The organism is Tsuneonella amylolytica (assembly GCF_003626915.1).
Lineage (GTDB): Bacteria > Pseudomonadota > Alphaproteobacteria > Sphingomonadales > Sphingomonadaceae > Tsuneonella > Tsuneonella amylolytica.
This window is the reverse complement of sequence record NZ_CP032570.1, coordinates 2,144,974-2,169,278: the sequence shown is the minus strand read 5'-3', so window position 1 is coordinate 2,169,278 and position 24,305 is coordinate 2,144,974. Positions and strand designations below refer to the sequence as shown.

Sequence of the window (24,305 nt, the reverse complement as noted above, 5' to 3'; positions counted from 1 at the left end):
GTCAGTCCCCGGGCGCGAAGGTGACTTCGACGGTGCCGGCCTCGGCGGGCAGTTCGACCGGCAGGCGAACCTTGCGGCTCTGGTTGCCGCCGACGAGGCCGAAGCCCATCCGCTGCTGGATTTCCGGACCGGTCATTGTCTCGCGCAGGACTTCCTTGCCGGCCGCGTCCTTCGCCACCACGCGCAGGCGGCCCTGCGACAGGTAGCCGTATTTGGCGCTGTTGTTATGGACCGTCACGAGCGGTTCGCGATGACCCGCGTTCGCGGTGTCCACGGTGCTGCCTGTCACCGCCAGGTCTGCCTTCATGCCCTGCGGACCGACGCTGACGAGGACCTGGAAGTTGTAGAGGATCTGGATCGCGCTCTGCCCCTCGGGCAGCTTCACGGGAAGCTGCGCGACGGTGATGTAGTAGTGCTTGCTCGTCGAAAGGTCGGGATCGCCCACGTACTGCACGCGGAACGCCTGGGTCTGGCCCGGCTGGATCAGCGCCTGCGGCGGGAAGACGAGCAGGTCGCCCGGATCGACGCCGGTCAGCTTCACCCCGTCGTCGGTCAGTTCCAGCTGCTGGACCGTCAGCTCGACGGGCAGCGGGGTGGCGAAGGTGTTCTCGACGGTCACGACCTGCGACATTCCGCGTCCGGCGGTCTCGAGGTCGATCACCACCGGCTGCACGGTCATCGCGTCGGCATGGGCCAGCGGCATGGCGACGCAGGCCATGGCTGCAGCGGCGCGGAAGAAGCGGGAAGTCATTCTCGTAACCCTCAAAATACTCAGGACGCCGGCTCGAACCGGATCGTGATCGCGTCGGAATAGCGGCCGGCGACCAGTGCGCCGCCGCCGGGATCGGTCGCCACGCGCAGGCGCAGCTCGCCGCTGGCAGCCGTCTGCGCGCCCGCGATCGCCGGTCCGGTATCGCTGACAGCGCTGCCGGTGGAGCCTGCCCAGTCGACGTCGATCCGGTAGGGCAGCAGGTCGGCGAAGCCGTTGCGCGTCAGTCGGTTGGTCTGCTGTCCGCCTGCGCGCAGCAGACCGCCCTGGTTGCTGACGACGACGAGCCGGTGCGCTGCGTTGCACCGCACCGGAAGGGCCAGGTCGATGCTGGAGCCCCTTGGTTCGGCCGTCTGCGGATCGACCAGTTCGGCGATCGCGATCGTGCCGCCGCCGTTGCCGTCGGGCGTAAAGGCCGCGTTGACCGCCCCGCGCGATGCGGTGGCCGCGTCGATCACGCAGGCCGGGGCGGCGATGGCGGCGAACCGAAGGGTGCGGGTGGCCGAAGCGCCGGTATCCTGCGCGGAGAGCGGCGCGGCCGTTGCCGCGAGGAGTGCGATAGTAAGGAGCGGACGGCGGTTCATCAGCGCGGCTCCAGATAGATGCGCAGGGTGTCGGCGTACGCTCCGGCGAGGACCGGGGCACCGATCTGCGTGTTGGAACTGCCCGCGTCCATCTCGATGGTCAGCGTCAGCTCGCCGGCGGCGGGGCTGTCGATATCGGTCCGGGCTTCGCGGGCGCTGCGCACTTTCGCGTCAGCCTCCAGCCGGCCGGTCCGGTCGGCCCAGTCGAAGGATATGCGGTAGGGCAGCGCAGTGGCGAAATCGGGCGTGGTCGGCGCAACCGGCCCCTCGATCGGCCATAGCCCGTTGTCCTGCGTCTCCACCCTCACCCGGTGGGGGAAGTTGCACACCGCCCCCAGCATCACCGTTGCGCGGGCGGATTTCGCCGCCAGCGTGCGCGGATCGACGAGTTCGAGCACCCGCAGCGTATCGCCGTCGGTGCCGCGGAAGTTGATGAGCTGCCCGGTCCTGAGGTCGCCTTGCGCCAGCGTGCAGACCTGCGGCGTGTTTCCGCCGACGGTCAGCTGCTGGCTCTGCATCATCGACTGCTGCGCCTGCGCAGCCCCTGGCGCGAAGGCGCCCGCGGCGGCGACGGCGAGGACGAGGCAGGCCCGCGCGATCATCTCAGTTGGCGCCCGTGATCACGACGGTGATCGTGCCGCGGTAAACTGTATCCGCGACAAGCCGCAGGGTGTTGCCGCCGGTCGTCGCGAAATCGGCGACCGAGACCGCGATATCGCCGGTGAACGGCGTGTCGCGGGTTTGGCTCGCGGCTGCGTTCGACGCGGCCGAGGTGCGGAAGCTTGCTGGCGTGGCCGTCCAGCCCGATGCGGTCGCGGTGTAATCGACCGAACGGCTGAAGCCGGCGGGCGGTGTGGCGGTGAAGGACTGCGCAGTCATCGGCGTGGCATTGATGCTGATCGTGCTGCGCTGCGTGCAGAACGAGCCCACAAGCGTGCGCGCGCTCGCCGAGAGATCGGTGCGCAAAAGCCCGGTCGTGGTATTGACCAGCACGCCGAGGTCGAACGTCTGTCCGCCACCCGTCAGCGTGCCGCCGGAACATAGCGTGGGCACGCTGCCGATCACCGCGAAGTCGCGGGTGTCGGTCGCACCGGCGTTCTGCGCCTGCGCCGCCGCGGGTACGGCGGTCAGGGCAAGGCCCAGGATGGATGCGGAAACCGTCTTCATGATACGCAATCCTTCGCGTCAGTTGCCCGTGGTCGACGGGCCGAGCGTCACCTTGACGATGCCCGCGTAGTCGCCCGCGACCAGCAGCGCATCGCCGGGAACGGAAAAGTCCGAAAGGGTCACGGCGATGTCGGTCTGGCGCGGCGTCGGCTGCACCGCGCTGGTGCCGCGAGCCGTCGAGCCGCTGCCGCTGGCGTTTGCCGCCGACGTCGCCGCCGCGCTGCCCCCGCCCCACTGGCCCGCCGTCGCGGTGAAGTTGACCGCCCGTGCGAAGTTGGCTGGGGCCGCGGCAGTGCCGCCCGTGGTTTCGACCAGCGCGGTCGCGTCCACGGTCAGCATCGATCCGGCATAGTTGCAGAAGCTTGCCGGGAGAGTGACCACCTGCGCGCCGATCGCGCGGATCCGCCCGGTGCGCGTCCCCGAAACCGCGACCATGTTGCCAAGGTCGACGGTGGCGGAGGACGGCGCGCCCAGCAGGCACAGCGGAACGACATTGCCGCTGACGGCGACCTCGCCGGTGTCGGAATCCTGCGCCGGGGCAGGTGCCGACATGCCGGCGGCGGCGGCGAGGATCGGTAGCAACATCATGGTCCGCATGGCGGTATCTCCCGGAAGGCTTTCGGCGTCAGACCGGCGGCATGAACATCGGCGACAGGGTCACCTCAACCGAGCCGTTGTAGGTGCCGGCCACGAGGAGGGCGTTGCCCGCATCGGCGTCCGACAGATCCACCACGACGTCGCCGGTGAACAGGCCCACCGTGGCCGTATCGCCGGCGAGGTCGGTCGTCGTCGTATCGGTCGCCGCCACGCTGTTGGCGGTCGCGGTGGCGGTGAAATCCACCCGGTTGGTGAACCCGGTCGCCGCGGCGGCCGTGTTTTCCAGCGCGAAGGCCTTGACCGTCATCCCGGCGGCGGCGTTGTTGCACCAGCCCTTTAGCGTGGCGGACCGGCCGTTCACCTTGCTCGCGTCGAGCTTGCCGGCGTTGGTGTCGGCTCCGCCCAGCGCCATTTCGCCCAGCGAGATGGTTTCGTTCGGCACGGTGAAGAGGCAGCGGCCGGCGACGCTGCCGTCGATGTCGACGGTGCCGGTCGCATCCTGCGCGAACGCGGGCGCGGCGGCCATCGCGATCGGCAGGGCGAGAAGTGCGAGGTTACGCATTGGTATGCTCCTGAAAACCGGGCCGATCAGGCGCCGGGAGCGATGACGATGGCGATCTGGCCGCTGTAGGCGCCGGCTTCGAGAATGTCGGTGGCGGCATTGGTGCGGAAGTTGTCGGCGGTGATGACGAGGTTGCTGCCGCTTCCGGCCAGACGGCCACCGACCGGGTCGGCAACCAGCGGTGCATCGACGGTGCGGTTGGTCTTGGTCGCCGTGGTGCCGCCGGTCAGGGTCAGCGCGACGTGGGCATCGTAGTCGATGCTGTTGTCGTAGCCCGAAGTCGGCGCCGTAGCGTTCTGGATGGCGAGCGGATCGGCATTGACCGAGATGACCGGCGCGGCGGTGGTGCACACGACGCGGACCGCGGCGACGGCGCCGTCGAATTCACCCGCAAGGCCGGTGCGGAGCGTGCCGTCGGCCTGGGCCAGTTCGGCGAAGTTCACGCTGCGGGTGAACGTGGTGGCGGCAGCGCCTTCGCTCACCGCGAGGCACTTGGGGGCGACCGTACCGTTGAGGTTCACGGTGCCGCTGACGGTCTGCGCCATGGCGGGGCTGGCGATGGCAGCCGAGGCGGCCAGCGCGGCGAGAGCGAGCTTCTTCATCTTCGTGTACTCCAGAGTGGCCGTCCGATGGCCTGTGTTGTGCGGGACGATCCCTGCCCCGCGAATGGGTGCCGCACTGATCATGGCGCGGCAGCGATGGTGATGGTCAGCGTGTCGGTGTACGACCCGCTGACGAGAGTGGTGGTGGCTCCGGCCTGGGTCGTGGCATAGGCCGGGGCGCTGACGGTAAGCTTCGATCCGGTCTGGCCCTGCGACGGACCGGGCATGAACAGTCCGCGGGTCGTTGAGGCCGGACCGCGGAATCCGCAGTCGGTCCCTGCCGCCGCACTCAAGGAGGACGCGGCGCAGGCACCGGAGACGTCGGCGGTGTTGCCGTCGAGGAACAGCGCCACGTCGTAGGGCGCGATGCCGAGATAGCCGGCGTCGGTGATCGCCGCGCCGGTCTTGAGCCCGCCGTTCGCCGAAACGACGCCCACCCTGGCAGGAGTGTTGCAGTCGATCGTGAACTGGAAATCGTTGCTCCAGGTCGTCGTGTCGATGTAGCCTGGGATGGTGTACGAACCCGACGGGGCGCCGCCGGTCGCGAACTGGCAGCGGCCGCCGACCGAGGCGGTGACCGGGATGCGCAGCGTCAGCGTGTCGTTCTCGTAGCAGGTCACATACTGGCCGCACGCCGCGCCCGCCGACGAGGCGACCGCGGCCAGCGCCGCTGCCATTGCCACCGATGCGAAACGTGTTTTGCGCACGACGTAAATCCCCTGTCGACCGCAATCCGATGGCGGTCGTTCGATCGGCGACCGGCACGATGCCGACAGCCGTTAACTTTCTGTATGCTACCCCGGCGGGCCGTCTCGTCGTAGATGTCGGTTTGAAATACCTTGCGATTTCAATCCCGAACATTCCGCCGACAGCGGCGCTCGTCCGAGAAACCCAATCTTACGCGGCTAACGGAGAGTCAATTTTATTAACCAATCTTGGGATTCCGTGCTGCTATTTCGGGACGTTGTGTCGGAAAAATTGGTTGCGCAGGGACACCAGTCCGACCATGCAGCCGAAAAACAAGGTCGCCACCTAACCCCTCGACTCGGTCACGGGACGGAGACCTTGTGCATGAATAAGCTGCCCAGACTGGGCCTCTCGGCAGACACCGGCGTCGCGGCCCTGGACCAGTGGCGCGAAGCGACTGCGATGCTGTTCGCGGTCGAACCGGTCGAAACACCGTTCCGTGCCGCGATCAGTTCCTATTCGCTCGGCGAAGTCCTGTTTGGCGCGTCTGCCAGCGTTGCCCACCGCTTCGTTCGCGACCCCGCCCTCGTCGCCCGCAGCGGGATCGACCACCTGCTCGTACAGCTCTACCTCGAAGGCGGCTTCGAAGGGATCGCCGACCGCGCCCCGTGTGTCGTCGAACCCGGCGATATCGTCCTTTTCGACCTCGCCCGTACGTTCGACACCTGGGCGACCCGCTTCGCCAACCTCAATCTCGTCGTACCCCGCAGGCTGCTTCCCGCGCACGTGCGCGACCGCAATCTGCATGGCACGGTCCTGACGCCGCAGACTCCGGCCGGCCGGATGCTCGCCGCACATCTGCGGTCGTTGTGGTCGGTCTGCGAGAATGCCGCCGCAAGCGATGCGCCCGAGATCGTGCGGGTCACCGTCGCGACCGTGTCGGCGGTGCTGGAAGATCTGGGCGCGGAGGACGGCGCCGCCTCCCCGAGGCTCCACGGCAACGCCGAGGTCGTCGCCTACATCGAAGACAATCTCGGTTTGCGGTCCCTCGATGCCGACCATCTGTGCGAAAGGTTCGGTCTATCCCGCTCCAACCTCTACCGTCAGTTCGAACGGATCGGCGGGGTGGCGACGTTCATCCGCAACCGGCGTCTGGAAGCGGCATTCGACGATCTCAACACTACTCCGCGCCGTAGTGGCCGGATCGAGGCGATTGCCCGCGCGCGCGGTTTCGCCTCGGAGGACAGCTTCGCCCGCGCGTTCCGCAAGCGGTACGGGTTCAGCCCGAAGGAGCTCGGCGCGCCAAGCGGGAAGGCGATCTTCGATACCTCCGGCGCGACCGGTCCGACCTCGCTGTCAGCCTGGTTCCGCGCGATAGGGTCTCGTCAGTCGGACCAGGTCTGACCATGCCGGTGCGCGTTTTCGCGCCGCTCGCCTTGATCCTCGCCGCAAACTCCCCCACGACAACGAACGTAACGGGAGTTTTCGAAATGAGCGAACCGATCCTGCCCCTGTCTCGGCGGGCTCTCCTCGGCAGTTCGGCCGCGGGGGCGGCGGCGCTGTCGGCACCGGCCGCACGCGCGCAGTCGGCCCTCGCCGCCGCTGGGGGCAGCGCCACGGCGCGGATGCCGGTGACGCTCAAGGTCAACGGCAGCGAGCGCACCCTTTCGCTCGACCCCCGCACCACCCTGCTCGACGCGCTGCGCGAACACCTGCAGCTGACCGGCACCAAGAAGGGCTGCGACCACGGCCAGTGCGGCGCGTGCACCGTCATGGTGAACGGGGACCGGATCAACTCCTGCCTCTCCCTCGCCGTCCAGCATGCCGGGGACGAGGTGACCACGATCGAGGGGCTGGGATCGCCCGGCAGCCTCCACCCGATGCAGGACTCCTTCGTCGAGCACGACGGCTACCAGTGCGGATATTGCACGCCGGGGCAGATCTGTTCGTCGGTCGCGATGCTGAAGGAAATAGAGCGCGGCGTGCCGAGCCACGTGACCGGCGAACTCGGCGCGAAGATGCGCGCGAGCGACAGCGAAATCCGCGAGCGCATGAGCGGCAACATCTGCCGCTGCGGCGCCTATTCAAACATCGTCGCGGCGATCACCGACGTGGCGGGGGCCTGAACCATGCGCAGCTTCACCTACGAACGCGCCGCCAACCCCCAGGCCGCCGCCCGCGCGGTCGCGGCGAGGCCGGGGGCCAAGTTCATCGCCGGCGGCACCAACCTGCTCGATCTCATGAAGCTCGAGATCGAAACCCCCACTCACCTCGTCGACATTCAAGACGCCGGGCTCGGCAGCATCGAGGAAACGACCGAGGGCGGCCTGCGCATCGGCGCCTTCGTCACAAACACCGCGCTCAGCGCCCATCCGCGCATTATGCGCGATTATGCCGTGCTGACCCGCGCGATTCAGGCGGGGGCCAGCGGCCAGCTCCGCAACAAGGCGACGACCGCGGGCAACATGCTCCAGCGCACCCGCTGCCCGTATTTCTACGACCCCAACATGCCCTGCAACAAGCGCAAGCCCGGCAGCGGCTGCGCGGCCGTCGGCGGCTTTTCGCGCCAGCTCGGCGTGGTCGGCGTGTCGGACAAGTGCATCGCGACCTACCCCGGCGACATGGCCAACGCGATGACCGTGCTCGACGCCGTGGTGGAGACGATCGCGCCCGACGGCACGACTCGCGCAATCTTGGCGAGCGAGTTCCACCGGTTGTGGGGCGACACGCCCGAGATCGAGACCGCGCTCAAGCCCGGCGAACTCGTCACCGCGGTCGTCCTGCCCAAACCGGTCGGCGGTACCCACGTCTACCGCAAGGTGCGTGACCGCGCATCCTATGCCTTCGCGCTGGTCTCGGTGGCGGCGATCATTCAGCCCGACGGTAGCGGCCGTGTCTCGTTCGGCGGGGTTGCCCCCAGGCCGTGGCGCACCGCCAAGGCCGATGACGCGCTGCCGCTCGGCGCTAAGGCTGTGGTGCAGCAGGCGTTCGCCGGTGCCACCCCGCGCGACGACAACCGTTTCAAGATACCGCTCGCCGAACGCACGCTGGCCGCCGTGCTCGCCGATGTGAGGAGCTGATCCGATGAAATTCGAAGCCCCCGCCACCGGCAAGACCCTGGTCGACGATCCCAAAGTCATCGGCAAGCCCACCCGCCGCATCGACGGGCCGCGCAAGGTCACCGGCACCGCGCCCTATGCCTATGAACGGCACGACGTCGTCTCGGGCCAGGCCTACGGCTACATCGTCGGTTCGGCCATCGCCAAGGGGCGCATCGCCTCGATGGACCTTGCCGCCGCGCGCAAGGCGCCGGGTGTCCTCGCGATCGTCGCCGCGACCGAGCACGAGCCGGTGGGCACCAGCAACTTCAACACCGCGCCGCTGTTCGGCGGGCGCGACATCGCGCACTACCACCAGGCGATCGCGGTCGTGGTTGCCGAAACCTTCGAGCAGGCGCGCGCCGCCGCCGGCCTCATCCGCACCGGCTACGACCGGGCGGACGGACGCTACGAACTCGCCAAGGGCAAGGACGGTGCCAAGATCGCCCGCGGCTGGAGCGAACCGGAAGACGTGAAGCGCAACGGCGATTTCGCCAAGGCCTTCGCCGCCGCGCCGGTCCAGCTCGACGAGACCTACACCACGCCCGACGAGGCGCATGCGATGATGGAGCCCTTCGCGACCATTGCGGCGTGGGAGGGCGACAAGCTGACCGTGTGGACCAGCAACCAGATGATCGACTGGGGCCGCGGGGCGCTGGCGAAGATCCTGGGCATGCCGAAAGAAAACGTGCGGCTCGATTCGCCGTTCGTCGGCGGCGGATTCGGCGGCAAGCTGTTCATTCGCGCCGACGCTGTCATGGCGGCGCTCGGGGCGAAGGCGGCGAAGCGACCGGTCAAGATCGCCATGCAGCGGCCGTTGATGTTCAACAACTCGACCCACCGCCCGGCGACCATCCAGCGCCTGCGGATCGGTGCGGATCGCGACGGGCGCATCCTGGCGATGGGCCACGAATGCTGGTCGGGCAACCTGCCCGGCGGCAGCGCGGAGAACGGCGCAGCCCAGACCCGGTCGCTCTACGCCGGCCCGGACAACCTCACCGCCAGCTATATCGCCGAACTCGACCTGCCCGAAGGCAACGCGATGCGCGCTCCGGGCGAGGCACCTGGGCACATGGCGCTCGAGGTGGCAATGGACGGACTCGCCGAAAAGCTCGGCATCGACCCCGTCGAACTGCGTATCCGCAACGAGCCCGAGACGAAGCCGTCCGATCCGTCGAAGCGGTTTTCCGATCGTCATCTCGTCGAATGCCTGCGCCAGGGGGCCGATCGGTTCGGCTGGTCGAAGCGGAACGCGAGGCCCGCGAGCGTACGCGACGGGCGCTGGCTGGTCGGCATGGGTGTCGCCGCCGGCTATCGCGGCGCACCGACCACCAAGTCGGCCGCCCGGGTCAGCCTCGATGCGAACGGCGGCCTCCGGGTGGAGACCGACATGACCGACATCGGCACGGGCAGCTATACCATCATCGCGCAGACCGCCGCAGAATGCATGGGCGTGCCGCTGTCCGCGGTGCGCGTGGACCTCGGCGATTCGCGGATGCCGGTCTCGTCGGGCTCGGGCGGCCAGTGGGGCGCGGCGAGCTCGACCGCGGGCGTCTACGCCGCATGCGTGGAACTGCGCCGCAAGGTGGCGGAAAAGTTCGGCTTCGACGCGGATGCCGCGACCTTCGCCGACGGGCGCGTGACGGGCGGCGGCACCGCACGGAAGCTGGCCGAAGCCGGCCCGATGTCGGCCGAAGGCGAGATGGACTTCGGCGCGTTCCAGAAGGATTACGATATCGGCACGTACGCCGGGCACTTCGCCGAAGTGGGCGTGGACATGTACACCGGCGAGACGCGTATCCGCCGGATGCTGGCGGTGTGCGACGCGGGGCGCATCCTCAACCCGCTGTCGGCGCGCAGCCAGGTCATCGGGGCGATGGTGATGTCCGCCGGGGCGGCGCTGATGGAAGACCTCGTGGTCGACAAGCGCTTCGGTTTCTTCGTCAACCACGACCTTGCGGGCTACGAAGTGCCGGTGCACGCCGACATCCCGCATCAGGAGGTCGTGTTCCTCGACACGCTGGACGACAAGGTCAGCCCGCTGAAGGCCAAGGGTGTCGGCGAGCTCGGCATCTGCGGGCCGGGCGCGGCGGTCGCCAACGCGATCTACAACGCCACCGGCGTGCGGGTGCGCGAGTATCCGATCACGCTCGACAAGCTTATCGAGAAGCTGCCGGCCATCGCCTGACCGCAAGGGCCCGCGCGCGCTCGAGCGCTTCCGGCGTATCGACATCGAGCAGGCTTTCGGGGTCCGCCGGTTGGATCAAGTGCGCGTCCGGCCAGTCGAGCGCTGCCGCGCCCCGGTCGCCGGTCAGCACGGCCAGCCGTGCCCGGCCCGCCCGGTCGAACGCGGCGGGCACACCGGGGCGACCGCCGGGCAGGCAAGTGAAGGCGGTGCCACCCGCAGCGACCAGCGCGGCGATATGGGCCGGTTCGACGAAGGGCATGTCCGCCAGCGCGACGATCGTGCGATCGAATTCGTCGGTCGCCCTCGCCGCGACCTGGACCGAGGACGCGATACCCGATGCGGCATCGGGATTGGCGACGGCCTGCCAGCCCTCGGCCGCGCACATTGCCGCGATCGCGGCATCGTTGGTGACGACCACGATGGCATCGATACTCGCTTCGAACGCGGCATCGACCGAGCGGCGCCAGAGCGGCTTTCCGGCAAGGTCCGCAGTCAGCTTGCCCGGCCCGAAGCGCGCACCCCGCCCTGCGGCCAGCAGCGCGAACGCCGTCCCGCGCCGGTCAGAAATCAGGGCGCAGCCGTTCGTAGGCATGGGTGATCTCCGCCAGGGCCGACAGCGCCAGGGTCTGCGGCGTGCGGCTGCCCGCCGGAACGCCGATGGGGCTGCGGATGCGCGCGAGCGCTTCGCCGCTCGCTCCGCGCGCCGCCAGTTCGACCAGCCGGGCGTCGCGGGCCTGGCGGCCGCCCTGCGCGCCGATGTAGAACGCATCGCTCGCCAGCGCTTCTTCGAGCAGCGCGAGTTCCCATTCGTGGTCGTGGAACAGCAGGACGACGGCGGTCCACATATCAGCCGGCTCGCGCCCCGCAGGCTGGCCGAGCACGAGATCGCCCTTGTCGTGCGCCTCGATCGCGAGACCCGCCGCGTCCGCCACTTTCGCGAGACTGGCCAGTTCCGGCCCTTCCCCGAATGCCCTGATCTTGAGGCGCGGGATGTAGGACCGTGCTGCACGCTCGCCCGCAACCGCCGGCAACGGCAAGGCGGCAAGACGGCGGTCGGCAAGTGCATCCATCGCCTGCTCGCACGCCGCACGATCGGGTGAAGGGTCGAGCAATATGTCGAGCCCGCCGCCGCAGGGCAGCCTAAAATCGATCAGCGGCGATCCCCGGCCATAGCGCCGCACTTCGGGCCCGGCGCATTCTAGGCAATCGCGGGCGACCTGCTCCTCGAGGCAACCGTCCGACAGGCTGCCGACGACTTCGCCCCCCGGGCTGACGGCCAGTTGCGCCCCGACCCGGCGAGAAAAACTGCCCTCGATCCCTACGATCGTGCACAGCGCCGCCCCGCCCGCCGCCGCGGCGGCCAGCGCCGCATGATCCTCGTCCACCACCATGCCGCCGCCTATCGGAGCATGGCCTGTGCGACGCAACCGCAAAGCCGCTCGCGAGCGCCGCGACCAAACCTGCGGAAAACCCCCTGTGCCGGCGTGAGCACAGCGACAGCCTTGCTACGAAGGCGGCGTGAAGAATCGGATCGATCTGGGGGAGGACCCCGGCGGGGCTCCCGTCCTGCTCGACGTGGAGGAACTGCTCGCCACGCGCCTGCTGGTGCAGGGCAACAGCGGATCGGGCAAGTCGCACCTCCTGCGCCGCCTGCTCGAAAAGAGCGCGGCGATCGTCCAGCAGGTCGTCATCGATCCGGAAGGCGATTTCGTCAGCCTGGCCGATGAATTCGGCCACGTGGTGATCGACGGAGCCGCCTATTCCGAAGCCGAAATTGTGCGCCTCGCCGCACGGGTCCGCGAACACCGCGCCAGTGTCGTCCTCGCGCTCGACGGGCTGGAGATCGACAACCAGATGCGCTGCGCGGCGCAGTTCCTGTCGGCATTGTTCGATGCGCCCGACAACCACTGGTACCCGGCACTGGTCATCGTGGACGAGGCGCAACTGTTCGCGCCGTCCGCCTCGGGCGAAGTCAGCGACGATGCCCGCCGTGCCTCGCTTGCCGCGATGACGAACCTCATGTGCCGGGGCCGCAAGCGGGGTCTTGCCGGGGTGATCGCGACCCAGCGCCTCGCGAAGCTGGCGAAGAACGTGGCCGCCGAGGCTTCCAATTTCCTGATGGGCCGCACTTTTCTCGACATCGACATGGTCCGCGCAGCCGATCTCCTCGGCATGGAGAGGCGACAGGCCGAACAGATCCGCGACCTCGAGCGCGGCCATTTCCTCGGTCTCGGCCCCGCGATCAGCCGAAGGTCGGTCGCGGTCAGGATCGGCAGCGTGCAGACGCGCGCCAAGTCCACCGTCGCCGGCCTCACCCCGCCGCCCGCGGCGACCGGCGACGACATGGCCGCCATCCTTCATGCCCCGCCGGAAGAGCCGCCGGCGCAGGCGAGCCTGTGGGAACCGGCCTCCCCCCCGCCCGTCGCCGCCGCATCGCTCCAGGCGACCATCGCGCGGCAGGACATGCCGAGCGCGGCCCCGGCCCTGCCGGAACCTTCGGAAGAGGACGCCGCGGCGATCGTGCGGTCGGTGATGTCGGACATGGCGGACGAGGACGGCTGCACCTTCCAGCCGGGCGCGGCACTGTTCCAGGATTTCACCGTCCGGTGCCGGATGCGCGGGCTGAAGAACCACGGGCTCGATGCAGCGCGCTTCCGGCGGGCGTTCTCGACCGCTCTGGCGGGTCTCGACCCCGGCGAACCCGAGGAAAAGGACGCGGAACTGCTCGGTCTGGCCGACACCATCCCCGACGATCTCGTCGCCCCGTTCCTCGCCATCGGCAAGGCTGCCATCGCGGGCGAGCCCTGCCCCGACGACGAGGCGCTGGCGGTGCTTTACGGCACCCGCTCGGTCGGCCGCGCGCGGCGCATGCTCGACCATCTCGAACGCAGCGACCTGGTCGTGGTGCGGACCGATTTTTCCGGACGCCGCTCGATCGCGATCCCGCGCCTCGACGTCGCCACCGCGATGGCGTGACCGCCGCCCGATTTCTGGTATCGCGGGGGCGATGAACCTCGACGACGTCCTCTATCGCTATTTCGGCAGCCGCTCCCTCGACGAGGTGGGCGAAAGCGCCCGCGCCGCCGGGGTGGAGAAGATGCTTGTCGATCTCGGCCTGTCGCGCGACCGCGGTCAGCGCTTCGCGCTATGGTCGATCCTCTACATGTTCGGCGAGGCACCCGATCTCGAGGTCGCCTTTCCCGACCCGGCCGACCGCGACGCGGCGCGCGATTTCATGGACCTGATGGCGCGCGCCGACGAAGCGCCCGGCACCTGATGCCGTCCTTGCGCGATTTCGATGCCGCCGCGTTCCTGCGCGATCACTGGCAGAAGCGACCGCTGCTGATCCGGCGGGCGTTCGACGACTGGACCAATCCGCTCGCGCCCGACGAACTGGCGGGTTTGGCCTGCGAGCCGGAGGTCGATTCGCGGATCGTGCGGCATACCGGTCCGCAGGAATGGCAACTGGAAAGCGGCCCGTTCGCGCCCGGTCGCTTCGGCGAGCTCGGCGACAGCCCCTGGACGTTGCTGGTGCAGGCAGTCGATCATCACGTGCCCGAGGTTGCGAACTTGATCGAGCCGTTCCGCTTCGTCCCCGACTGGCGGATCGACGACGTCATGGTGAGCTACGCCGCCGACGGCGGCGGGGTCGGCCCGCATTTCGACCAGTACGACGTCTTCCTGATCCAGGGGCTGGGCCGCCGGCGCTGGCGCGTCGGGCCGAAGTGCGACGAGGCCAGCCCGCTTCTGCCGCACGACGGCCTGCGCCTGCTGGCCGGGTTCGAGGCGACCGACGAATGGGTGCTGGAGCCCGGCGACATTCTCTACGTCCCCCCCGGCTTCGCGCACGACGGCATCGCGGTCGGCGACGATTGCATCACCTATTCGGTCGGCTTTCGCGCTCCCTCACGCGGCGATCTCGTCTCGGCATGGGCGGATCACGTGCTGGACACGCTGGACGAGGACGATCGCTACGCCGACCCCGGTCTCTGCCCCGCCGCCAATCCGGGCGAGATCACGCCCGACGCGCTGGCACGGGCGCGCGACCTCGTGCTGGGCGCCTTGGGCGACCAACAGGCCTTCGTCGCGTGGTTCGGCCGCCACGTCACCGAACCGAAGGACGAACGGATCGACTGGTCGCCGGAAGAGCCATTGTCCGCCGATGATCTGGGAGAATTGGCGCACGCAGCTGGCACGGTCCGCTTCGAGCGCAATCCGGCCAGCCGCTTCTCGTTCGTTCGCGAAGCATCGGACGCCGTGATCCTCTTCGTCGACGGTGCCTCGTTCGCGTGCAGCGGCGCGGCGGCATCCCTCGCGCAGCATATCTGCGCCGGCCGGAACTTCGCGCTTGCGGCCGATGCGCTGGCCGACGCGGACGTGATGCGTCTGGTAATCGACCTTGCCGATCGCGGGTGTATTGCTCCCGCGGACGAAGATTAGGCGATCACGCCCAGCGCCATTCGCCCGGCTGCAAGTCGTCCAGCGCCCACTCCCCGACCGACCAGCGCACGAGCCGCAGCGTGGGGTGGCCGACCGCCGCGGTCATCCGCCGCACCTGCCGGTTGCGCCCTTCGGCAATGGTCAGTCGCACCCAGCAATCGGGAATGGCCTTGCGGACCCGGATCGGCGGGTCGCGCGGCCAGAGCATCGGGTCGGCGATCCGCTCGGCCCTGGCGGGCCGCGTAATGCCGTCTCTTAGCCGGACCCCGCGCCGGAGCGCCTCCAACGCCGCTTCGTCGGGCTCGCCTTCGACCTGCGCGAGATACGTCTTGGCCAGCTTGTACCGCGGGTCGGCGATGCGCGCCTGCATCCGCCCGTCGTCGCACAGCACCAGCAGACCCTCGCTGTCGAAGTCGAGCCGACCGGCCGGGTAGAAATCCGGCGCACCGATGTAGCGGGCGAGCGTGGGGCGCGGCGCACCCTGCCGCTCATCGGTAAACTGCGACAGCACGCCGTAGGGCTTGTTGAAAAGGATAATGCCGCTCACCGCGCGCCCCCGTTAACTCCGGTCCGCTCTTGCCGCCTGCTTCCTTTCGGAGCTCGGGCAAGGCCGGCCTGTGGCGGTGCTGTCAGTCGGAGTGCAACTCGTCTTCGCTGAAGCGGACCTTCGGCCATCACATCGATCGACGTCTATTCGTCCAACCTCTCGCTACCGGATTGATTAGCATAGCGATTAGGCTGCAAACCCGCGGCCACCATGCCTGATGCCGCCATCCCGAGCTATTGCTCGAAGCTGTCGCCAGACGCCGTTCCGACATGCTTGAAACGCGCGAATGTTCGCCCCAAACTGGCGCCTTGCGGGTTCTTCGCAATCGCGAAGTCGATCGAATATGCGAAACCTTCTGGTTCGAAGCTAATCTGCGGCCCTGATCCTCCCCCACCGAGGCCTCGTTCGATCAGACGACTGCCAAATCCCTTTTGGCGGGGTTCCGACACGACAGGCCCTCCGCTTTCCGTCCAGTCGAGCTGCACCGTGTCGGTATCATCTCGATAATCGATATGCCAGCTGAGCAGCACTTGGCCGGCCTCAGCGGAAAGCGAACCGTGTTTGAGCGCGTTGGTGGCCAGTTCATGGATCAACATCGTCAAACCCAGCGCAGTCTCCGGCTCGAGAAAGTGGTCCGGACCATCCAGATCGATGCGACCGACCGCCTCCCCCACGGCGGCAGAAAGGGTCGATCTCAACAGCGCCGATATCGAGGCCGGACCCCAGTTCCTGCTGGTCAACAGGTCGTGGGCGGTGGAAAGGGCGGAAAGTCTGCCGGAGAACACTCCCAGAGCCTTCTTACTTTCCGGAACCGAACGGAATGATTGCTTGGCAAGCGCTTGAACCACCGAGATCGTGTTTTTGACGCGGTGCTGAAGCTCGTTGATGAGAAGGACTTGTCGCTCTTCAAACGCGACCTCTTCGGTAACATCGTGGCCTTGAACGATGATGCCCGACACATTCCCCATTCCACTCTGGATAGGCTGGAAAACGAAGGTCAGCAGCCGAGTGGTTTCGTTCTCGCCTATGCCGACGTTCAAACTCACGGGCTCTCGCTCTGCCAAATAGGGATCGCCGCTGCGATAAACCTGGTCCAGGATATCCACGAACCCCTGACCAACGACCTCGGGAAGCGCGTCGGCGACTTTCATACCGACCAGATCATCCCGCCCGACCAGACGATGATATGCGGCGTTCGCCATCTGGAACACATGATCCGGCCCCCCGAGTACAGCTACGAAACCCGGAGCCTGGTCGAAAAAGGCGTGAAGCCGATGGCTCTCGCGTACCAAGCTGTCATTCGTCGACTGGACCTTCTCGGCGCGCCGGACGAGATCGGCTTCATCCCGCAATCGCCTGAGGCCCTGCAACTCCGTCACGTCAACAGTGTGCTGGAGGATATATGCCAGCTCACCGTTCCTGTTCAAAAGGGGTGTGTGGGTCGCACTCCAGAAGCGCGTTTCCATCGAGCCGTCCGACGCCGGAATGTCATACCGGATCAGAGCAATTTCATCGGCCTCCTGAGTCCGTAGGACACGCTCCAGGGAGTCATTCAACAAGCGAAAACTGTCCGTGCCGGGTTCGCTCGGGAAAGCATCGAACATCTTCTGGCCAACGAGTTCGTCTCGTTCGCGCATCGTTGCAACCAGGTATGCGCGGTTCATCCATACCAGGCGAAGATCCTTGTCCATCACCACATAGGGATTGGGCGAGGCATTCATCAGTTCAGAAAAATCAATGTCCAAACCGAGCCCCTGTCATCCGATCGATGGGGGCAGGGATGTGGCGCGAAACGGGTCCTTGTTCAAGACGATGAAATTCGCTCCACGGGACGGACCAATAAGTGTTAAGCTGGTAGATACATTCAAGATTGGCGCTCGCGTGAGGACAGTCGTGCTTTGGGCCGTTAGCGAACAGCGTGCTGCGGGGCGTCCGATCGGCGAAGTCGGCTCCCCGTCAGCCTCCGGGAAGTCACCTAGGGGAGAGGCGGTAAGGACAACATCCAAGTTTCTCGGTTCCCCGCCCCCGGTACAACTGGCGCACCGATCAGCAGTCGAGCTGATCAGCACCGAAAGGGACCGCTATGCGCCATAATCAAGACTTCGCGGCAGAAACGCGCATCGTCACTGCCGAGGAACTCGCGCAACTCGCTTCCCCGGCACCGGCGTTGCCGGAGCATTCGGATTTCGAGCTTCCTCGCTGGATGTGGTCGGTGATGCTCGGCGGGTACGGCACGTTTCTCGGCGGCTTGCTCGGCGCAACCGCTGGCGAGGGTCGAGCTGAGTTCGCGGTGGCCATCAGCGCCTTTTATGTTGCCATGTTCTTCGGGACCGCGCGTGTGCTGGCGAATGTCGACGATCGCCGTGTGGGCGTTTTCGGCCGCACGGGCGGTAAGCTCAACACGTGGACCGGCCCGATGGACACCCGCTCCGTCGCCGGACAAGTGCTCGTGCTCCCGGTGCTCCTCGGCTTCTTCGGGGTGGCGATTGCGATCATAAGCGCGATTGTCGCCTGACGGTCAGCGCGAGACGGAGACGATCGTCGCCATCCGCACGAGGTCCGACAGAGTCCTCGCCTGCATCTTCATCATCAAGTTGGCGCGATAGACCTCGACGGTGCGTGCGCTGATATCGAGATCGAAGGCGATCATCTTGTTGGCCTTGCCCGCGACCAGGCCGTCCATCACCTCTCGCTCGCGGGGACTGAGGGTAGCGATACGGTCCAGAACCTGCTGGCGTTCAGCCGCCGCGCCGTCGTTTCCTGCCTGCTGCGCCAGCGCGTTGTTAATCGCAGTGAGCATGACCTGATCGTCGAACGGCTTCTCGATGAAGTCGGCGACGCCCGCTTTCATCGCCTGGATCGCCAGCGGCACATCGGCGTGTCCGGTGATCACGATCACGGGCGCGCCCGCCTGGCGCCGCTTCATTTCTTCCGCCAGTTCGATGCCGCTCATCCCGGGCATGCGCACGTCGGTGACCACGCAGGCACCCGCGAGCGCCGGCGCAGCTTTGAGGAACGCTTCGGCCGATGTAAACGAGCGCACCCGCACTCCGGCCACGTCGAGCAGGAATTCGAGACTGTCGCGCGCGCTTTCGTCGTCGTCGATGACGTAGACGATTCCCTCACCGGCATTACTCGCCATCGTACAGTTCCTCCTTGCCGACGGCTTCGAGGGTGAAGCCGAATTCCGCTCCGCCACCTTCTCGTGGCCGTCCCCAGATGCGCCCGCCATGCGCCTCCACAATCGTGCGGCAGATCGACAGGCCGACGCCCATACCGGTGCGCTTGGTGGTTATGAAGGGCTGGAACAATCGCTCGGCGACCTCGGGCTCGATCCCTGGCCCGGTGTCGGTCACACGGACACAGGCCATCTCCTCCTCCGCCGGCTCGATCGCGACCACCAGTTCGCGGCGCGACAGTCCGCCATCGGCCATGGCGTCGACCGCATTCCGCACCAGGTTGAGCACGACTTGTTGGATCTGGACCTTGTCAGCCAGCACCAGGTCGATGTCGCGGCTGAAAACATAATGCACGCGAATCCCGTGCTCTTTGGCGCCCACCAGCGCGAGCGCGCTGGCTTCCTCGACCAGCTTGGGCAAGCTCTCGACCTTCCGCTCGCTTTCCCCGCGCGCGACGAAATCGCGCAGCCGCCGGATGATCTCGCCCGCCCGCAGCGCCTCGGCGGCGGCACGCTCGACCGCGTCGGCAACCCGTTCGTGCGGCACTTCGTCGCGGGCAAGCAGCATGCGGCTGCCCTTGAGATAGTTGGCAATGGCCGAGAGTGGCTGGTTCAGTTCGTGGGCCAAGGCCGAGGCCATCTCGCCGAGCGCGGTCAGGCGCGAGACGTGCACCAGTTCGTTCTGCAGTTCCTGCAGCCGCGCCTCCGCCTGCTGCCGCTCTGTGAGGTCGCGGATGAAGCCGGTGAAATAGCGTTGCCCCTCGGCCTGCATCTCGCCCACCGCGAGTTCGAGCGGAAAAGTCGAGCCGTCCTTGCGCTCACCCACCACGACACGGCCCTTGCCGATGATGCGCCTCTCTCCGGTACGATAATAACGCTGGAGATAGCCGTCATGCGCAGTACGATAAGGATCCGGCATCAGCTTGCTGATATTGCGGCCAGTGACTTCCTCGGCCATCCAGCCGAACATCCGCTCGGCTGCGGGGCTGAAATCGCGGATCAAGCCCTGCTCATCGATGACCACGATTGCGTCAGGGACGGTGTCGAGGATCGAGCGCCAGTGCGCCTCGCTACGGGCGAGGCTCGCGGCTGCCCCCTCGGTTTCGATCCGTGCGCGCTGAAACCACTCGCCGCCAAGTGCGATGGCGAGAGCGATTGCTACATAGGCCGCGGCCGCGATCACGCTGCCCGATTCGAGCCCGCCGCGCGTGTCGCACCATATGCCGACACCCGCCCCGACCAGCGCCGCCAACGCCCCAGCGCGCAGGCCGGACAAGGCGCTGGCCATCACAACCCCGGGAATCAGGAACAGAAACGTCGCACGCGCGCCGAGCTCTTCGTCGAACACGAGCCGCACAGCCGCGCCGGCGGCTATCGCAAGTAACGCCACCGTGAGCGCCACGAGTACCGACAGACGCGGCAGGAAGCGGCTTGCGAAGGCCACGCGGCCGACCTCCGGTAAGGCCCTTAGGGACGGCGCGGTAGGTACATCATCCAAATTCCGCGGACTCCTTCGGCGGCCTAGATCAGCTCCATCAACGGCGCTTGAGAGCAATAGCGCCGCCAATGGAGAAGTTCCAATGACCGCACCGTTCATCGATCTCAGCGTCCACCACAACCCCAAGGGGATTTCGGACCGGGTCGCCTACGGCTTCACCAAGGTCCTGCGCTGGACCGCCGACACCTTCTTCGCCGAGCGCTACGGCCATCGCGCGGTGGTGTTGGAGACCGTCGCCGCCGTTCCCGGAATGGTCGGCGCGACGATCAACCACCTGAGCGCGCTGCGTCGGATGTGCGACGACAAGGGCTGGATCAAGACCCTGATGGACGAGGCCGAAAACGAGCGGATGCACTTGATGACGTTCATCGAGGTCTCCAAGCCCACGCTGTTCGAGCGCGCGGTCATCATCGGCGTGCAGTGGGTGTTCTACCTGTTCTTCTTTGCGCTTTACCTGGTCAGCAGCAAGACCGCGCACCGGGTGGTCGGTTACTTCGAGGAAGAAGCGGTGATCAGCTACACGCACTACCTCGCCGAGATCGACGAGGGACGCAGCGAGAACGTGCCGGCGCCGGCAATTGCGAAGAGCTACTGGGGCCTCCCCGACAGCGCGACGCTGCGCGATGTGGTTCTCGTGGTCCGCGCCGACGAGGCCCACCACCGCGACGTCAACCACGGCTTCGCGAATGAATTGGCGGGACTGCCGGTCGGCAAGATTGCCGAGTGCCCGCCCCACGTGGTGCTCGAACCCAACTGGAAGAATGCGGCTTGAGAAGGGTGGGGGAGAGAGGACAGGACATGACCGGCTCCATCGCATTGCTGGTGAGTGACCCGGCGGTCCTTTCCTCGCTCCAGTTCGCGCTTTCCGTCGAGGGCTTCCAGGTGTCGGCAACGGGAGACAATCGCGCCGCTGCCGCACTGGTCATCGATCAGGGCTACCGGCAGGACGGTGTGGCCGCCCTGCTCGAACTACGCGCCAGGGGAACCGCTACACCGGCGATAATCCTTGTCACTAATCCCAACACCGCCTTCCGTGCGCGTGCCGCCGCAGCCGGTGCCGCGCTGATCGAAAAGCCGCTTCTGGGTGACGAACTGAGCCGCGCCATCGCCGAAGCGCTGCATCTGCGAAAAGCCGCCTGACGTGATCGATCCGCTGGTGAGCGAGGAAGACATCGCGAGGCTTGTCCCTCGGTTTTACGCTCGCGTCAGGGCCGACGACGTGCTTGGCCCGATCTTCAACGGCGCAATCGGCGATTGGCCGCATCATCTCGGCGAGCTGGAAGCGTTCTGGTCATCGGTCATGTTGACGAGCGGACGGTACAAGGGCCAGCCGATGGCCGCGCACCTGCGCCATGCTGAACACATGTCCTCGGCGAACTTCCATCGCTGGCTCGCGCTGTGGAACGAAGTGACAGAGGAAGTCCTCGGCCCAGAAACGGCTAGTGCCTTTCAGAAGAAAGCCGGCCGCATCGCCGAGAGCCTGCAACTCGGTGTACAATTCCATCGCGAGCGGGAGGCGGCTGCATGACGATCTGCCTGCCCAAGGGATTGCACGCATACAAGCGAATGCCGAGTTCTAGCGAAGCCACAGTTCCCGCGGGCTTTCGTTGCAGCGGTGCGCAAGGCACATCGGTTCATTCGGCGCGATCGCAACGGACTGCTGCTGCTCGATGAAGCACCCCGCGTTCCATACGAGCGCCAGATCCTGCGGCTCGCGTTTCTCGGCCCCGACCTCCAGCGCGACATCCTCGCGGGCCGCCAGCCGCCCGCTCTGAACCTCGAAGCTTTCCCTGGCAGCGAGGTTCCGCTTGATTGGTTGAGGCGGCGCGAAGCATTCGGTTGGCCGCGCACCTGGAGCTACCCTGTTATCGCGATCTATTAGCCTGTTACCGGCGAATAGGCTCCCTGTTCCGGGCGATCAATTACCCTGTTCTGGCGAATGACGGGGAATGTCCAGTCTGACGCGCAAAGCCCCCTGTTCGGCAGCGTCGCGCGAAGACCCTCTCAGCGTAGACTGATGCTGGCGGTGACTGGCGGAGAGGGTGGGATTCGAACCCACGGTACCGTTGCCGGCACACCGCATTTCGAGTGCGGCGCATTCGACCACTCTGCCACCTCTCCGCGAGGTCGTTGCGCTTGCTGCCCGCGAGGGCCCGGTCGAAGCGAGCGCGCCGCCTAGCCGAGCCGCGCGGGCTTGCCAAGACCTCTCGGTGGATGGCCGTCGGCCCCGTGCTTGTTTCGCACCTGCACACGCCTATATTCGGCTGTAGACATGGACCGTTCGCAGTTCTTTTCGCCCCAGGCAGGCCGCACGATCGAAGTGCCCGCACGCGCCGATGCACGGTTTTCGGTGGGCTCGGTCGTGCGTCACAAGATGTTCGATTTCCGCGGCGTGGTGTTCGACGTCGATCCGGTCTTCGCCAACAGCGAGGAGTGGTACGAGGCTATTCCCAAGGCGGTCCGCCCGCGCAAGGATCAGCCGTTCTACCATCTGCTCGCGGAAAACGGCGATTCGTCCTACGTCGCGTATGTCAGCCAGCAGAACCTGCTGCCCGATGCCGACAATGGCCCGGTCGACCACCCGCAGGTAAACGACCTGTTCGAGGATTTCGCCGACGGCCGCTACAAGCTGCGCCGCGGCCTGACGCACTGAAGCCGGGCGTCAGCTCTTCAGTTTCCAGCCCGACTTGAGCAGCGCGTAGGCCGCGATGCCGAGCGCCAGCACGAACGCGCCGAGGCCGATCGCGCTCCAGATCACGGCCTGGTTGGTGTCGCCGATATCGCTGCGTCCCAAAAATCCGAAGCGGAACCCGCTGATTACGTAGAAGAACGGGTTCGCGCGGCTGATCCACTGGAAGTGCGGCGCAAGGTTGTCGATCACGTAGAACGTGCCCGACAGCAGGCTGAGCGGTGCGACGACGAAGTTGGTCACGGCCGCTGCGTGATCGAATTTCTCTGCCCAGATCGAGGTCATCAGACCGAGCAGCGCGAGCATCGTCGCCCCCATCAGCCCGAACCATACGACCGCCCAGGGATGCGCCATGTGCAGGCTGACCCCGGGATAGAACGCCATGGCGACCGTGAGTGCGCCGCCGACCATGACCGAGCGCGTGACCGCCGCGCCCACGATGCCCGCCATCAGTTCGCCGGTCGACAGCGGTGGCATGAGCAGGTCGACGATGGTGCCCTGAATCTTGCCCGACAGGAAACTGAATACCGAATCGGCGAACGCATTCTGCATCATGCCCATTACGATCAGACCCGGCGCGACGAAGGTAGCGAACGGGACGCCGAGCACCTCGCGGCCCGCCCTTCCCGACGATCCGCCCAATGCGACGGTGAAAATGACGAGAAACAGCAGCGTCGTGACCGCCGGGGCCCAGACAGTCTGGGTCTGCACCTTGAGAAACCGGCGCACGCCCTTCATATAGAGCGCCCACAGGCCGATCCAGTTCACACCCTCGATGATCGGGACACCGCGGGGCGGAAACGCCGGCGCGGCTGTTGCATCGAGGGGGCGGGACTGCGCTTGATCGGCCATCGAGCGGCGACTAGGGGCTGGTGCCTCAGGATACAAGCCGCGCGCAAGACGACAGGACACGAACGCCCCCGATGAGCTGGACAGACGAACGCATCGCGACCCTGAAGAAGATGTGGGAAGGCGGCTCGACCGCAAGCCAGATCGCCGACGAACTGGGCGGCGTCAGCCGCAATGCGGTGATCGGCAAGGCGCACCGCCTCGGCCTCAAGTCGCGGCCCAGCCCGGTGAAGGCCAACGAGGAGAAGCCTGCCGCGAAGAAGGCGGCAGCCGCACCGGCCCCTGCCCCGCGCCCTGCCGTCAAGAAGGCGGCGCCTGCTCCGTCGCCAGTCCCCACTCCCGCTCCGCGTCCCGTAGCCGCCGAACCGCGCGGCGCCGCTCCGGCTCCCGCCGCCGGCGCGGCGCAGTCCGCGTCGCCCAGTCAGCCGATCCCGAACCCCGCGCCCGACCTTCCCAAGATCGTTTCGGTCGGACCCGGCGGGTTCCTCCGACAGGGTCCCGGCGACCAGCAGGCGCCGATCCCGCCCGCCCCGCCCCGCCGTCTCGTTCCGGCCAAACCCAGCCCGGAGATCGCCGACAAGACAGGCCTGCTCGACCTCACCGAAAAGGTCTGCCGCTGGCCGATGGGGCATCCGGGCGAGCCCGATTTCCATTTCTGCGGGACGCCGGTGAACCCGGGCTTCCCCTATTGCGTCGAGCATTGCGGTCGCGCCTATCAGGCGCAGCTGCCGCGCGGTGTCCGCCGCCCGCCCCCGCCGCTGCCGTTCGGCGGTCCGCGGGTCCGCTGAGAGCTAGCAAGGGCCCGGCCGTCGCCAGACTGCCGGGCCCTTTCGTATTCGGGAGAACCACA

Annotated in this window: 29 protein-coding genes and 1 tRNA gene; 14 read left to right on the top strand and 16 right to left on the bottom strand. The window is 67.1% G+C overall.

The features are described 5' to 3' along the window. Position 1: 1 nt before the first annotated feature. From D4766_RS10660 to D4766_RS10625, 8 genes are all read right to left on the bottom strand, one after another. A complete protein-coding gene (locus D4766_RS10660) occupies positions 2-751 on the bottom strand; it encodes a fimbria/pilus periplasmic chaperone (RefSeq protein WP_120717441.1) in 750 nt (249 codons plus the stop codon). 20 nt (positions 752-771) lie between these two features. Further along, positions 772-1,353 (bottom strand): spore coat protein U domain-containing protein, encoded by a 582-nt coding sequence (locus D4766_RS10655; protein ID WP_120717440.1) that lies wholly within the window; start codon positions 1,351-1,353, stop codon positions 772-774. Then, complete coding sequence (locus D4766_RS10650) at positions 1,353-1,955, bottom strand: hypothetical protein (RefSeq protein WP_120717439.1); 603 nt, start codon at positions 1,953-1,955, stop codon at positions 1,353-1,355. Before D4766_RS10650 ends, D4766_RS10655 begins: the two co-directional genes overlap by 1 nt. Position 1,956: 1 nt before the next feature. Continuing rightward, positions 1,957-2,520: a hypothetical protein gene (locus D4766_RS10645; protein WP_120717438.1), complete on the bottom strand. Its 564-nt coding sequence runs from the start codon at positions 2,518-2,520 to the stop codon at positions 1,957-1,959. 18 nt (positions 2,521-2,538) lie between these two features. Further along, a complete protein-coding gene (locus tag D4766_RS10640; protein WP_120717437.1) occupies positions 2,539-3,117 on the bottom strand; it encodes a hypothetical protein in 579 nt (192 codons plus the stop codon). Between the two features lie 28 nt (positions 3,118-3,145). Then, on the bottom strand, positions 3,146-3,679 hold the full coding sequence (locus D4766_RS10635) for a hypothetical protein (protein WP_120717436.1): 534 nt from the start codon (positions 3,677-3,679) through the stop codon (positions 3,146-3,148). Between the two features lie 26 nt (positions 3,680-3,705). After that, complete coding sequence (locus tag D4766_RS10630) at positions 3,706-4,281, bottom strand: hypothetical protein (RefSeq protein ID WP_162935746.1); 576 nt, start codon at positions 4,279-4,281, stop codon at positions 3,706-3,708. Between the two features lie 80 nt (positions 4,282-4,361). Continuing rightward, positions 4,362-4,988, bottom strand: a complete 627-nt coding sequence (locus D4766_RS10625; protein ID WP_162935745.1) for a hypothetical protein — start codon at positions 4,986-4,988, stop codon at positions 4,362-4,364. A gap of 364 nt (positions 4,989-5,352) precedes the next feature. On the opposite strand from D4766_RS10625, the gene D4766_RS10620 reads away from it, so the two are divergent. From D4766_RS10620 to paoC, 4 genes are all read left to right on the top strand, one after another. Next, positions 5,353-6,372, top strand: a complete 1,020-nt coding sequence (locus D4766_RS10620) for an AraC-like ligand-binding domain-containing protein (protein ID WP_120717433.1) — start codon at positions 5,353-5,355, stop codon at positions 6,370-6,372. A gap of 86 nt (positions 6,373-6,458) precedes the next feature. Then, positions 6,459-7,094 carry an aldehyde dehydrogenase iron-sulfur subunit PaoA gene (gene paoA / locus D4766_RS10615; RefSeq protein WP_120718179.1) on the top strand — a complete coding sequence of 212 codons (636 nt, stop codon included), beginning with the start codon at positions 6,459-6,461 and terminating at the stop codon, positions 7,092-7,094. Positions 7,095-7,097: 3 nt separating this feature from the next. Further along, positions 7,098-8,048 carry an FAD binding domain-containing protein gene (locus D4766_RS10610; protein ID WP_120717432.1) on the top strand — a complete coding sequence of 317 codons (951 nt, stop codon included), beginning with the start codon at positions 7,098-7,100 and terminating at the stop codon, positions 8,046-8,048. Between the two features lie 4 nt (positions 8,049-8,052). Beyond that, entirely contained in the window at positions 8,053-10,254 is a 2,202-nt protein-coding gene (paoC, locus tag D4766_RS10605) for an aldehyde oxidoreductase molybdenum-binding subunit PaoC (RefSeq protein WP_120717431.1), read from the top strand. On the opposite strand, the gene D4766_RS10600 is transcribed toward paoC, so the two are convergent. Both D4766_RS10600 and D4766_RS10595 read right to left on the bottom strand, forming a co-directional pair. Further along, positions 10,226-10,846, bottom strand: a complete 621-nt coding sequence (locus D4766_RS10600) for a nucleotidyltransferase family protein (RefSeq protein WP_120718178.1) — start codon at positions 10,844-10,846, stop codon at positions 10,226-10,228. The two genes, paoC and D4766_RS10600, sit on opposite strands and share 29 nt — an antisense overlap. Beyond that, positions 10,815-11,645, bottom strand: coding sequence for an XdhC family protein (locus tag D4766_RS10595; protein ID WP_120717430.1), 831 nt, complete (start codon positions 11,643-11,645; stop codon positions 10,815-10,817). The genes D4766_RS10600 and D4766_RS10595 overlap by 32 nt, the downstream gene beginning before the upstream one ends. Positions 11,646-11,772: 127 nt before the next feature. Between D4766_RS10595 and D4766_RS10590 the strand changes: the two genes are divergently transcribed. From D4766_RS10590 to D4766_RS10580, 3 genes are read left to right on the top strand one after another with little or no spacing between them, the layout of a single operon-like run. Then, the gene (locus D4766_RS10590; protein ID WP_120717429.1) at positions 11,773-13,230 is read left to right on the top strand and encodes a helicase HerA domain-containing protein; all 1,458 of its coding nucleotides are present in this window, start codon (positions 11,773-11,775) and stop codon (positions 13,228-13,230) included. 31 nt (positions 13,231-13,261) lie between these two features. Further along, positions 13,262-13,531 (top strand): hypothetical protein, encoded by a 270-nt coding sequence (locus D4766_RS10585; protein ID WP_120717428.1) that lies wholly within the window; start codon positions 13,262-13,264, stop codon positions 13,529-13,531. Beyond that, a complete protein-coding gene (locus tag D4766_RS10580) occupies positions 13,531-14,694 on the top strand; it encodes a cupin domain-containing protein (RefSeq protein WP_120717427.1) in 1,164 nt (387 codons plus the stop codon). Before D4766_RS10585 ends, D4766_RS10580 begins: the two co-directional genes overlap by 1 nt. A 4-nt stretch (positions 14,695-14,698) precedes the next feature. Here the strand turns inward: D4766_RS10580 and D4766_RS10575 are convergent, their stop codons facing one another. After that, positions 14,699-15,241: a pseudouridine synthase gene (locus tag D4766_RS10575; RefSeq protein WP_120717426.1), complete on the bottom strand. Its 543-nt coding sequence runs from the start codon at positions 15,239-15,241 to the stop codon at positions 14,699-14,701. A 233-nt stretch (positions 15,242-15,474) separates the two neighbouring features. Beyond that, positions 15,475-16,986 (bottom strand): PAS domain-containing protein, encoded by a 1,512-nt coding sequence (locus tag D4766_RS10570; RefSeq protein WP_234024776.1) that lies wholly within the window; start codon positions 16,984-16,986, stop codon positions 15,475-15,477. Positions 16,987-17,324: 338 nt separating this feature from the next. Between D4766_RS10570 and D4766_RS10565 the strand changes: the two genes are divergently transcribed. After that, a complete protein-coding gene (locus D4766_RS10565; protein WP_120717424.1) occupies positions 17,325-17,756 on the top strand; it encodes a hypothetical protein in 432 nt (143 codons plus the stop codon). Positions 17,757-17,759: 3 nt separating this feature from the next. Here D4766_RS10565 and fixJ read toward each other — a convergent pair whose 3' ends face one another. Both fixJ and D4766_RS10555 read right to left on the bottom strand, forming a co-directional pair. After that, positions 17,760-18,383 (bottom strand): response regulator FixJ, encoded by a 624-nt coding sequence (gene fixJ / locus D4766_RS10560; protein ID WP_120717423.1) that lies wholly within the window; start codon positions 18,381-18,383, stop codon positions 17,760-17,762. After that, positions 18,373-19,821: a two-component system sensor histidine kinase NtrB gene (locus D4766_RS10555; protein ID WP_234024775.1), complete on the bottom strand. Its 1,449-nt coding sequence runs from the start codon at positions 19,819-19,821 to the stop codon at positions 18,373-18,375. The genes fixJ and D4766_RS10555 overlap by 11 nt, the downstream gene beginning before the upstream one ends. Positions 19,822-19,999: 178 nt before the next feature. Between D4766_RS10555 and D4766_RS10550 the strand changes: the two genes are divergently transcribed. The 4 genes from D4766_RS10550 (at position 20,000) to D4766_RS10535 (ending at position 21,799) form a co-directional block, all read left to right on the top strand. After that, complete coding sequence (locus D4766_RS10550; RefSeq protein ID WP_120717422.1) at positions 20,000-20,689, top strand: alternative oxidase; 690 nt, start codon at positions 20,000-20,002, stop codon at positions 20,687-20,689. A gap of 26 nt (positions 20,690-20,715) precedes the next feature. After that, a complete protein-coding gene (locus D4766_RS10545) occupies positions 20,716-21,057 on the top strand; it encodes a DNA-binding transcriptional response regulator (protein ID WP_120717421.1) in 342 nt (113 codons plus the stop codon). Between the two features lie 4 nt (positions 21,058-21,061). Then, positions 21,062-21,445 carry a group III truncated hemoglobin gene (locus D4766_RS10540; protein WP_194955814.1) on the top strand — a complete coding sequence of 128 codons (384 nt, stop codon included), beginning with the start codon at positions 21,062-21,064 and terminating at the stop codon, positions 21,443-21,445. Between the two features lie 87 nt (positions 21,446-21,532). Next, positions 21,533-21,799: a hypothetical protein gene (locus D4766_RS10535; protein WP_120717419.1), complete on the top strand. Its 267-nt coding sequence runs from the start codon at positions 21,533-21,535 to the stop codon at positions 21,797-21,799. Between the two features lie 149 nt (positions 21,800-21,948). Here the strand turns inward: D4766_RS10535 and D4766_RS10530 are convergent. Further along, a tRNA-Ser gene (locus tag D4766_RS10530) sits at positions 21,949-22,038 on the bottom strand. 151 nt (positions 22,039-22,189) lie between these two features. Between D4766_RS10530 and hspQ the strand changes: the two genes are divergently transcribed. After that, entirely contained in the window at positions 22,190-22,570 is a 381-nt protein-coding gene (hspQ, locus tag D4766_RS10525; protein ID WP_120717418.1) for a heat shock protein HspQ, read from the top strand. 9 nt (positions 22,571-22,579) lie between these two features. Here the strand turns inward: hspQ and D4766_RS10520 are convergent, their stop codons facing one another. Further along, entirely contained in the window at positions 22,580-23,458 is an 879-nt protein-coding gene (locus tag D4766_RS10520) for an ABC transporter permease (protein WP_120717417.1), read from the bottom strand. A 71-nt stretch (positions 23,459-23,529) separates the two neighbouring features. On the opposite strand from D4766_RS10520, the gene D4766_RS10515 reads away from it, so the two are divergent. Next, on the top strand, positions 23,530-24,243 hold the full coding sequence (locus D4766_RS10515) for a GcrA family cell cycle regulator (RefSeq protein ID WP_120717416.1): 714 nt from the start codon (positions 23,530-23,532) through the stop codon (positions 24,241-24,243). Positions 24,244-24,305 lie beyond the last annotated feature (62 nt).

What these genes read in the sequence shown, in the direction of transcription:
- D4766_RS10545 (WP_120717421.1), top strand. Translation starts at nt 20,716, where the DNA reads ATGACCGGCTCCATCGCATTGCTGGTGAGTGACCCGGCGGTCCTTTCC.
- D4766_RS10595 (WP_120717430.1), bottom strand. Translation starts at nt 11,645, where the DNA reads ATGGTGGTGGACGAGGATCATGCGGCGCTGGCCGCCGCGGCGGCGGGC.
- D4766_RS10655 (WP_120717440.1), bottom strand. Translation starts at nt 1,353, where the DNA reads ATGAACCGCCGTCCGCTCCTTACTATCGCACTCCTCGCGGCAACGGCC.
- D4766_RS10550 (WP_120717422.1), top strand. Translation starts at nt 20,000, where the DNA reads ATGACCGCACCGTTCATCGATCTCAGCGTCCACCACAACCCCAAGGGG.
- D4766_RS10610 (WP_120717432.1), top strand. Translation starts at nt 7,098, where the DNA reads ATGCGCAGCTTCACCTACGAACGCGCCGCCAACCCCCAGGCCGCCGCC.
- D4766_RS10515 (WP_120717416.1), top strand. Translation starts at nt 23,530, where the DNA reads ATGAGCTGGACAGACGAACGCATCGCGACCCTGAAGAAGATGTGGGAA.
- D4766_RS10585 (WP_120717428.1), top strand. Translation starts at nt 13,262, where the DNA reads ATGAACCTCGACGACGTCCTCTATCGCTATTTCGGCAGCCGCTCCCTC.
- D4766_RS10620 (WP_120717433.1), top strand. Translation starts at nt 5,353, where the DNA reads ATGAATAAGCTGCCCAGACTGGGCCTCTCGGCAGACACCGGCGTCGCG.
- paoA (WP_120718179.1), top strand. Translation starts at nt 6,459, where the DNA reads ATGAGCGAACCGATCCTGCCCCTGTCTCGGCGGGCTCTCCTCGGCAGT.
- paoC (WP_120717431.1), top strand. Translation starts at nt 8,053, where the DNA reads ATGAAATTCGAAGCCCCCGCCACCGGCAAGACCCTGGTCGACGATCCC.
- D4766_RS10660 (WP_120717441.1), bottom strand. Translation starts at nt 751, where the DNA reads ATGACTTCCCGCTTCTTCCGCGCCGCTGCAGCCATGGCCTGCGTCGCC.
- D4766_RS10630 (WP_162935746.1), bottom strand. Translation starts at nt 4,281, where the DNA reads ATGAAGAAGCTCGCTCTCGCCGCGCTGGCCGCCTCGGCTGCCATCGCC.
- D4766_RS10600 (WP_120718178.1), bottom strand. Translation starts at nt 10,846, where the DNA reads ATGCCTACGAACGGCTGCGCCCTGATTTCTGACCGGCGCGGGACGGCG.
- D4766_RS10520 (WP_120717417.1), bottom strand. Translation starts at nt 23,458, where the DNA reads ATGGCCGATCAAGCGCAGTCCCGCCCCCTCGATGCAACAGCCGCGCCG.
- D4766_RS10580 (WP_120717427.1), top strand. Translation starts at nt 13,531, where the DNA reads ATGCCGTCCTTGCGCGATTTCGATGCCGCCGCGTTCCTGCGCGATCAC.
- D4766_RS10650 (WP_120717439.1), bottom strand. Translation starts at nt 1,955, where the DNA reads ATGATCGCGCGGGCCTGCCTCGTCCTCGCCGTCGCCGCCGCGGGCGCC.
- D4766_RS10645 (WP_120717438.1), bottom strand. Translation starts at nt 2,520, where the DNA reads ATGAAGACGGTTTCCGCATCCATCCTGGGCCTTGCCCTGACCGCCGTA.
- D4766_RS10635 (WP_120717436.1), bottom strand. Translation starts at nt 3,679, where the DNA reads ATGCGTAACCTCGCACTTCTCGCCCTGCCGATCGCGATGGCCGCCGCG.
- fixJ (WP_120717423.1), bottom strand. Translation starts at nt 18,383, where the DNA reads ATGGCGAGTAATGCCGGTGAGGGAATCGTCTACGTCATCGACGACGAC.
- D4766_RS10640 (WP_120717437.1), bottom strand. Translation starts at nt 3,117, where the DNA reads ATGCGGACCATGATGTTGCTACCGATCCTCGCCGCCGCCGCCGGCATG.
- hspQ (WP_120717418.1), top strand. Translation starts at nt 22,190, where the DNA reads ATGGACCGTTCGCAGTTCTTTTCGCCCCAGGCAGGCCGCACGATCGAA.
- D4766_RS10565 (WP_120717424.1), top strand. Translation starts at nt 17,325, where the DNA reads ATGCGCCATAATCAAGACTTCGCGGCAGAAACGCGCATCGTCACTGCC.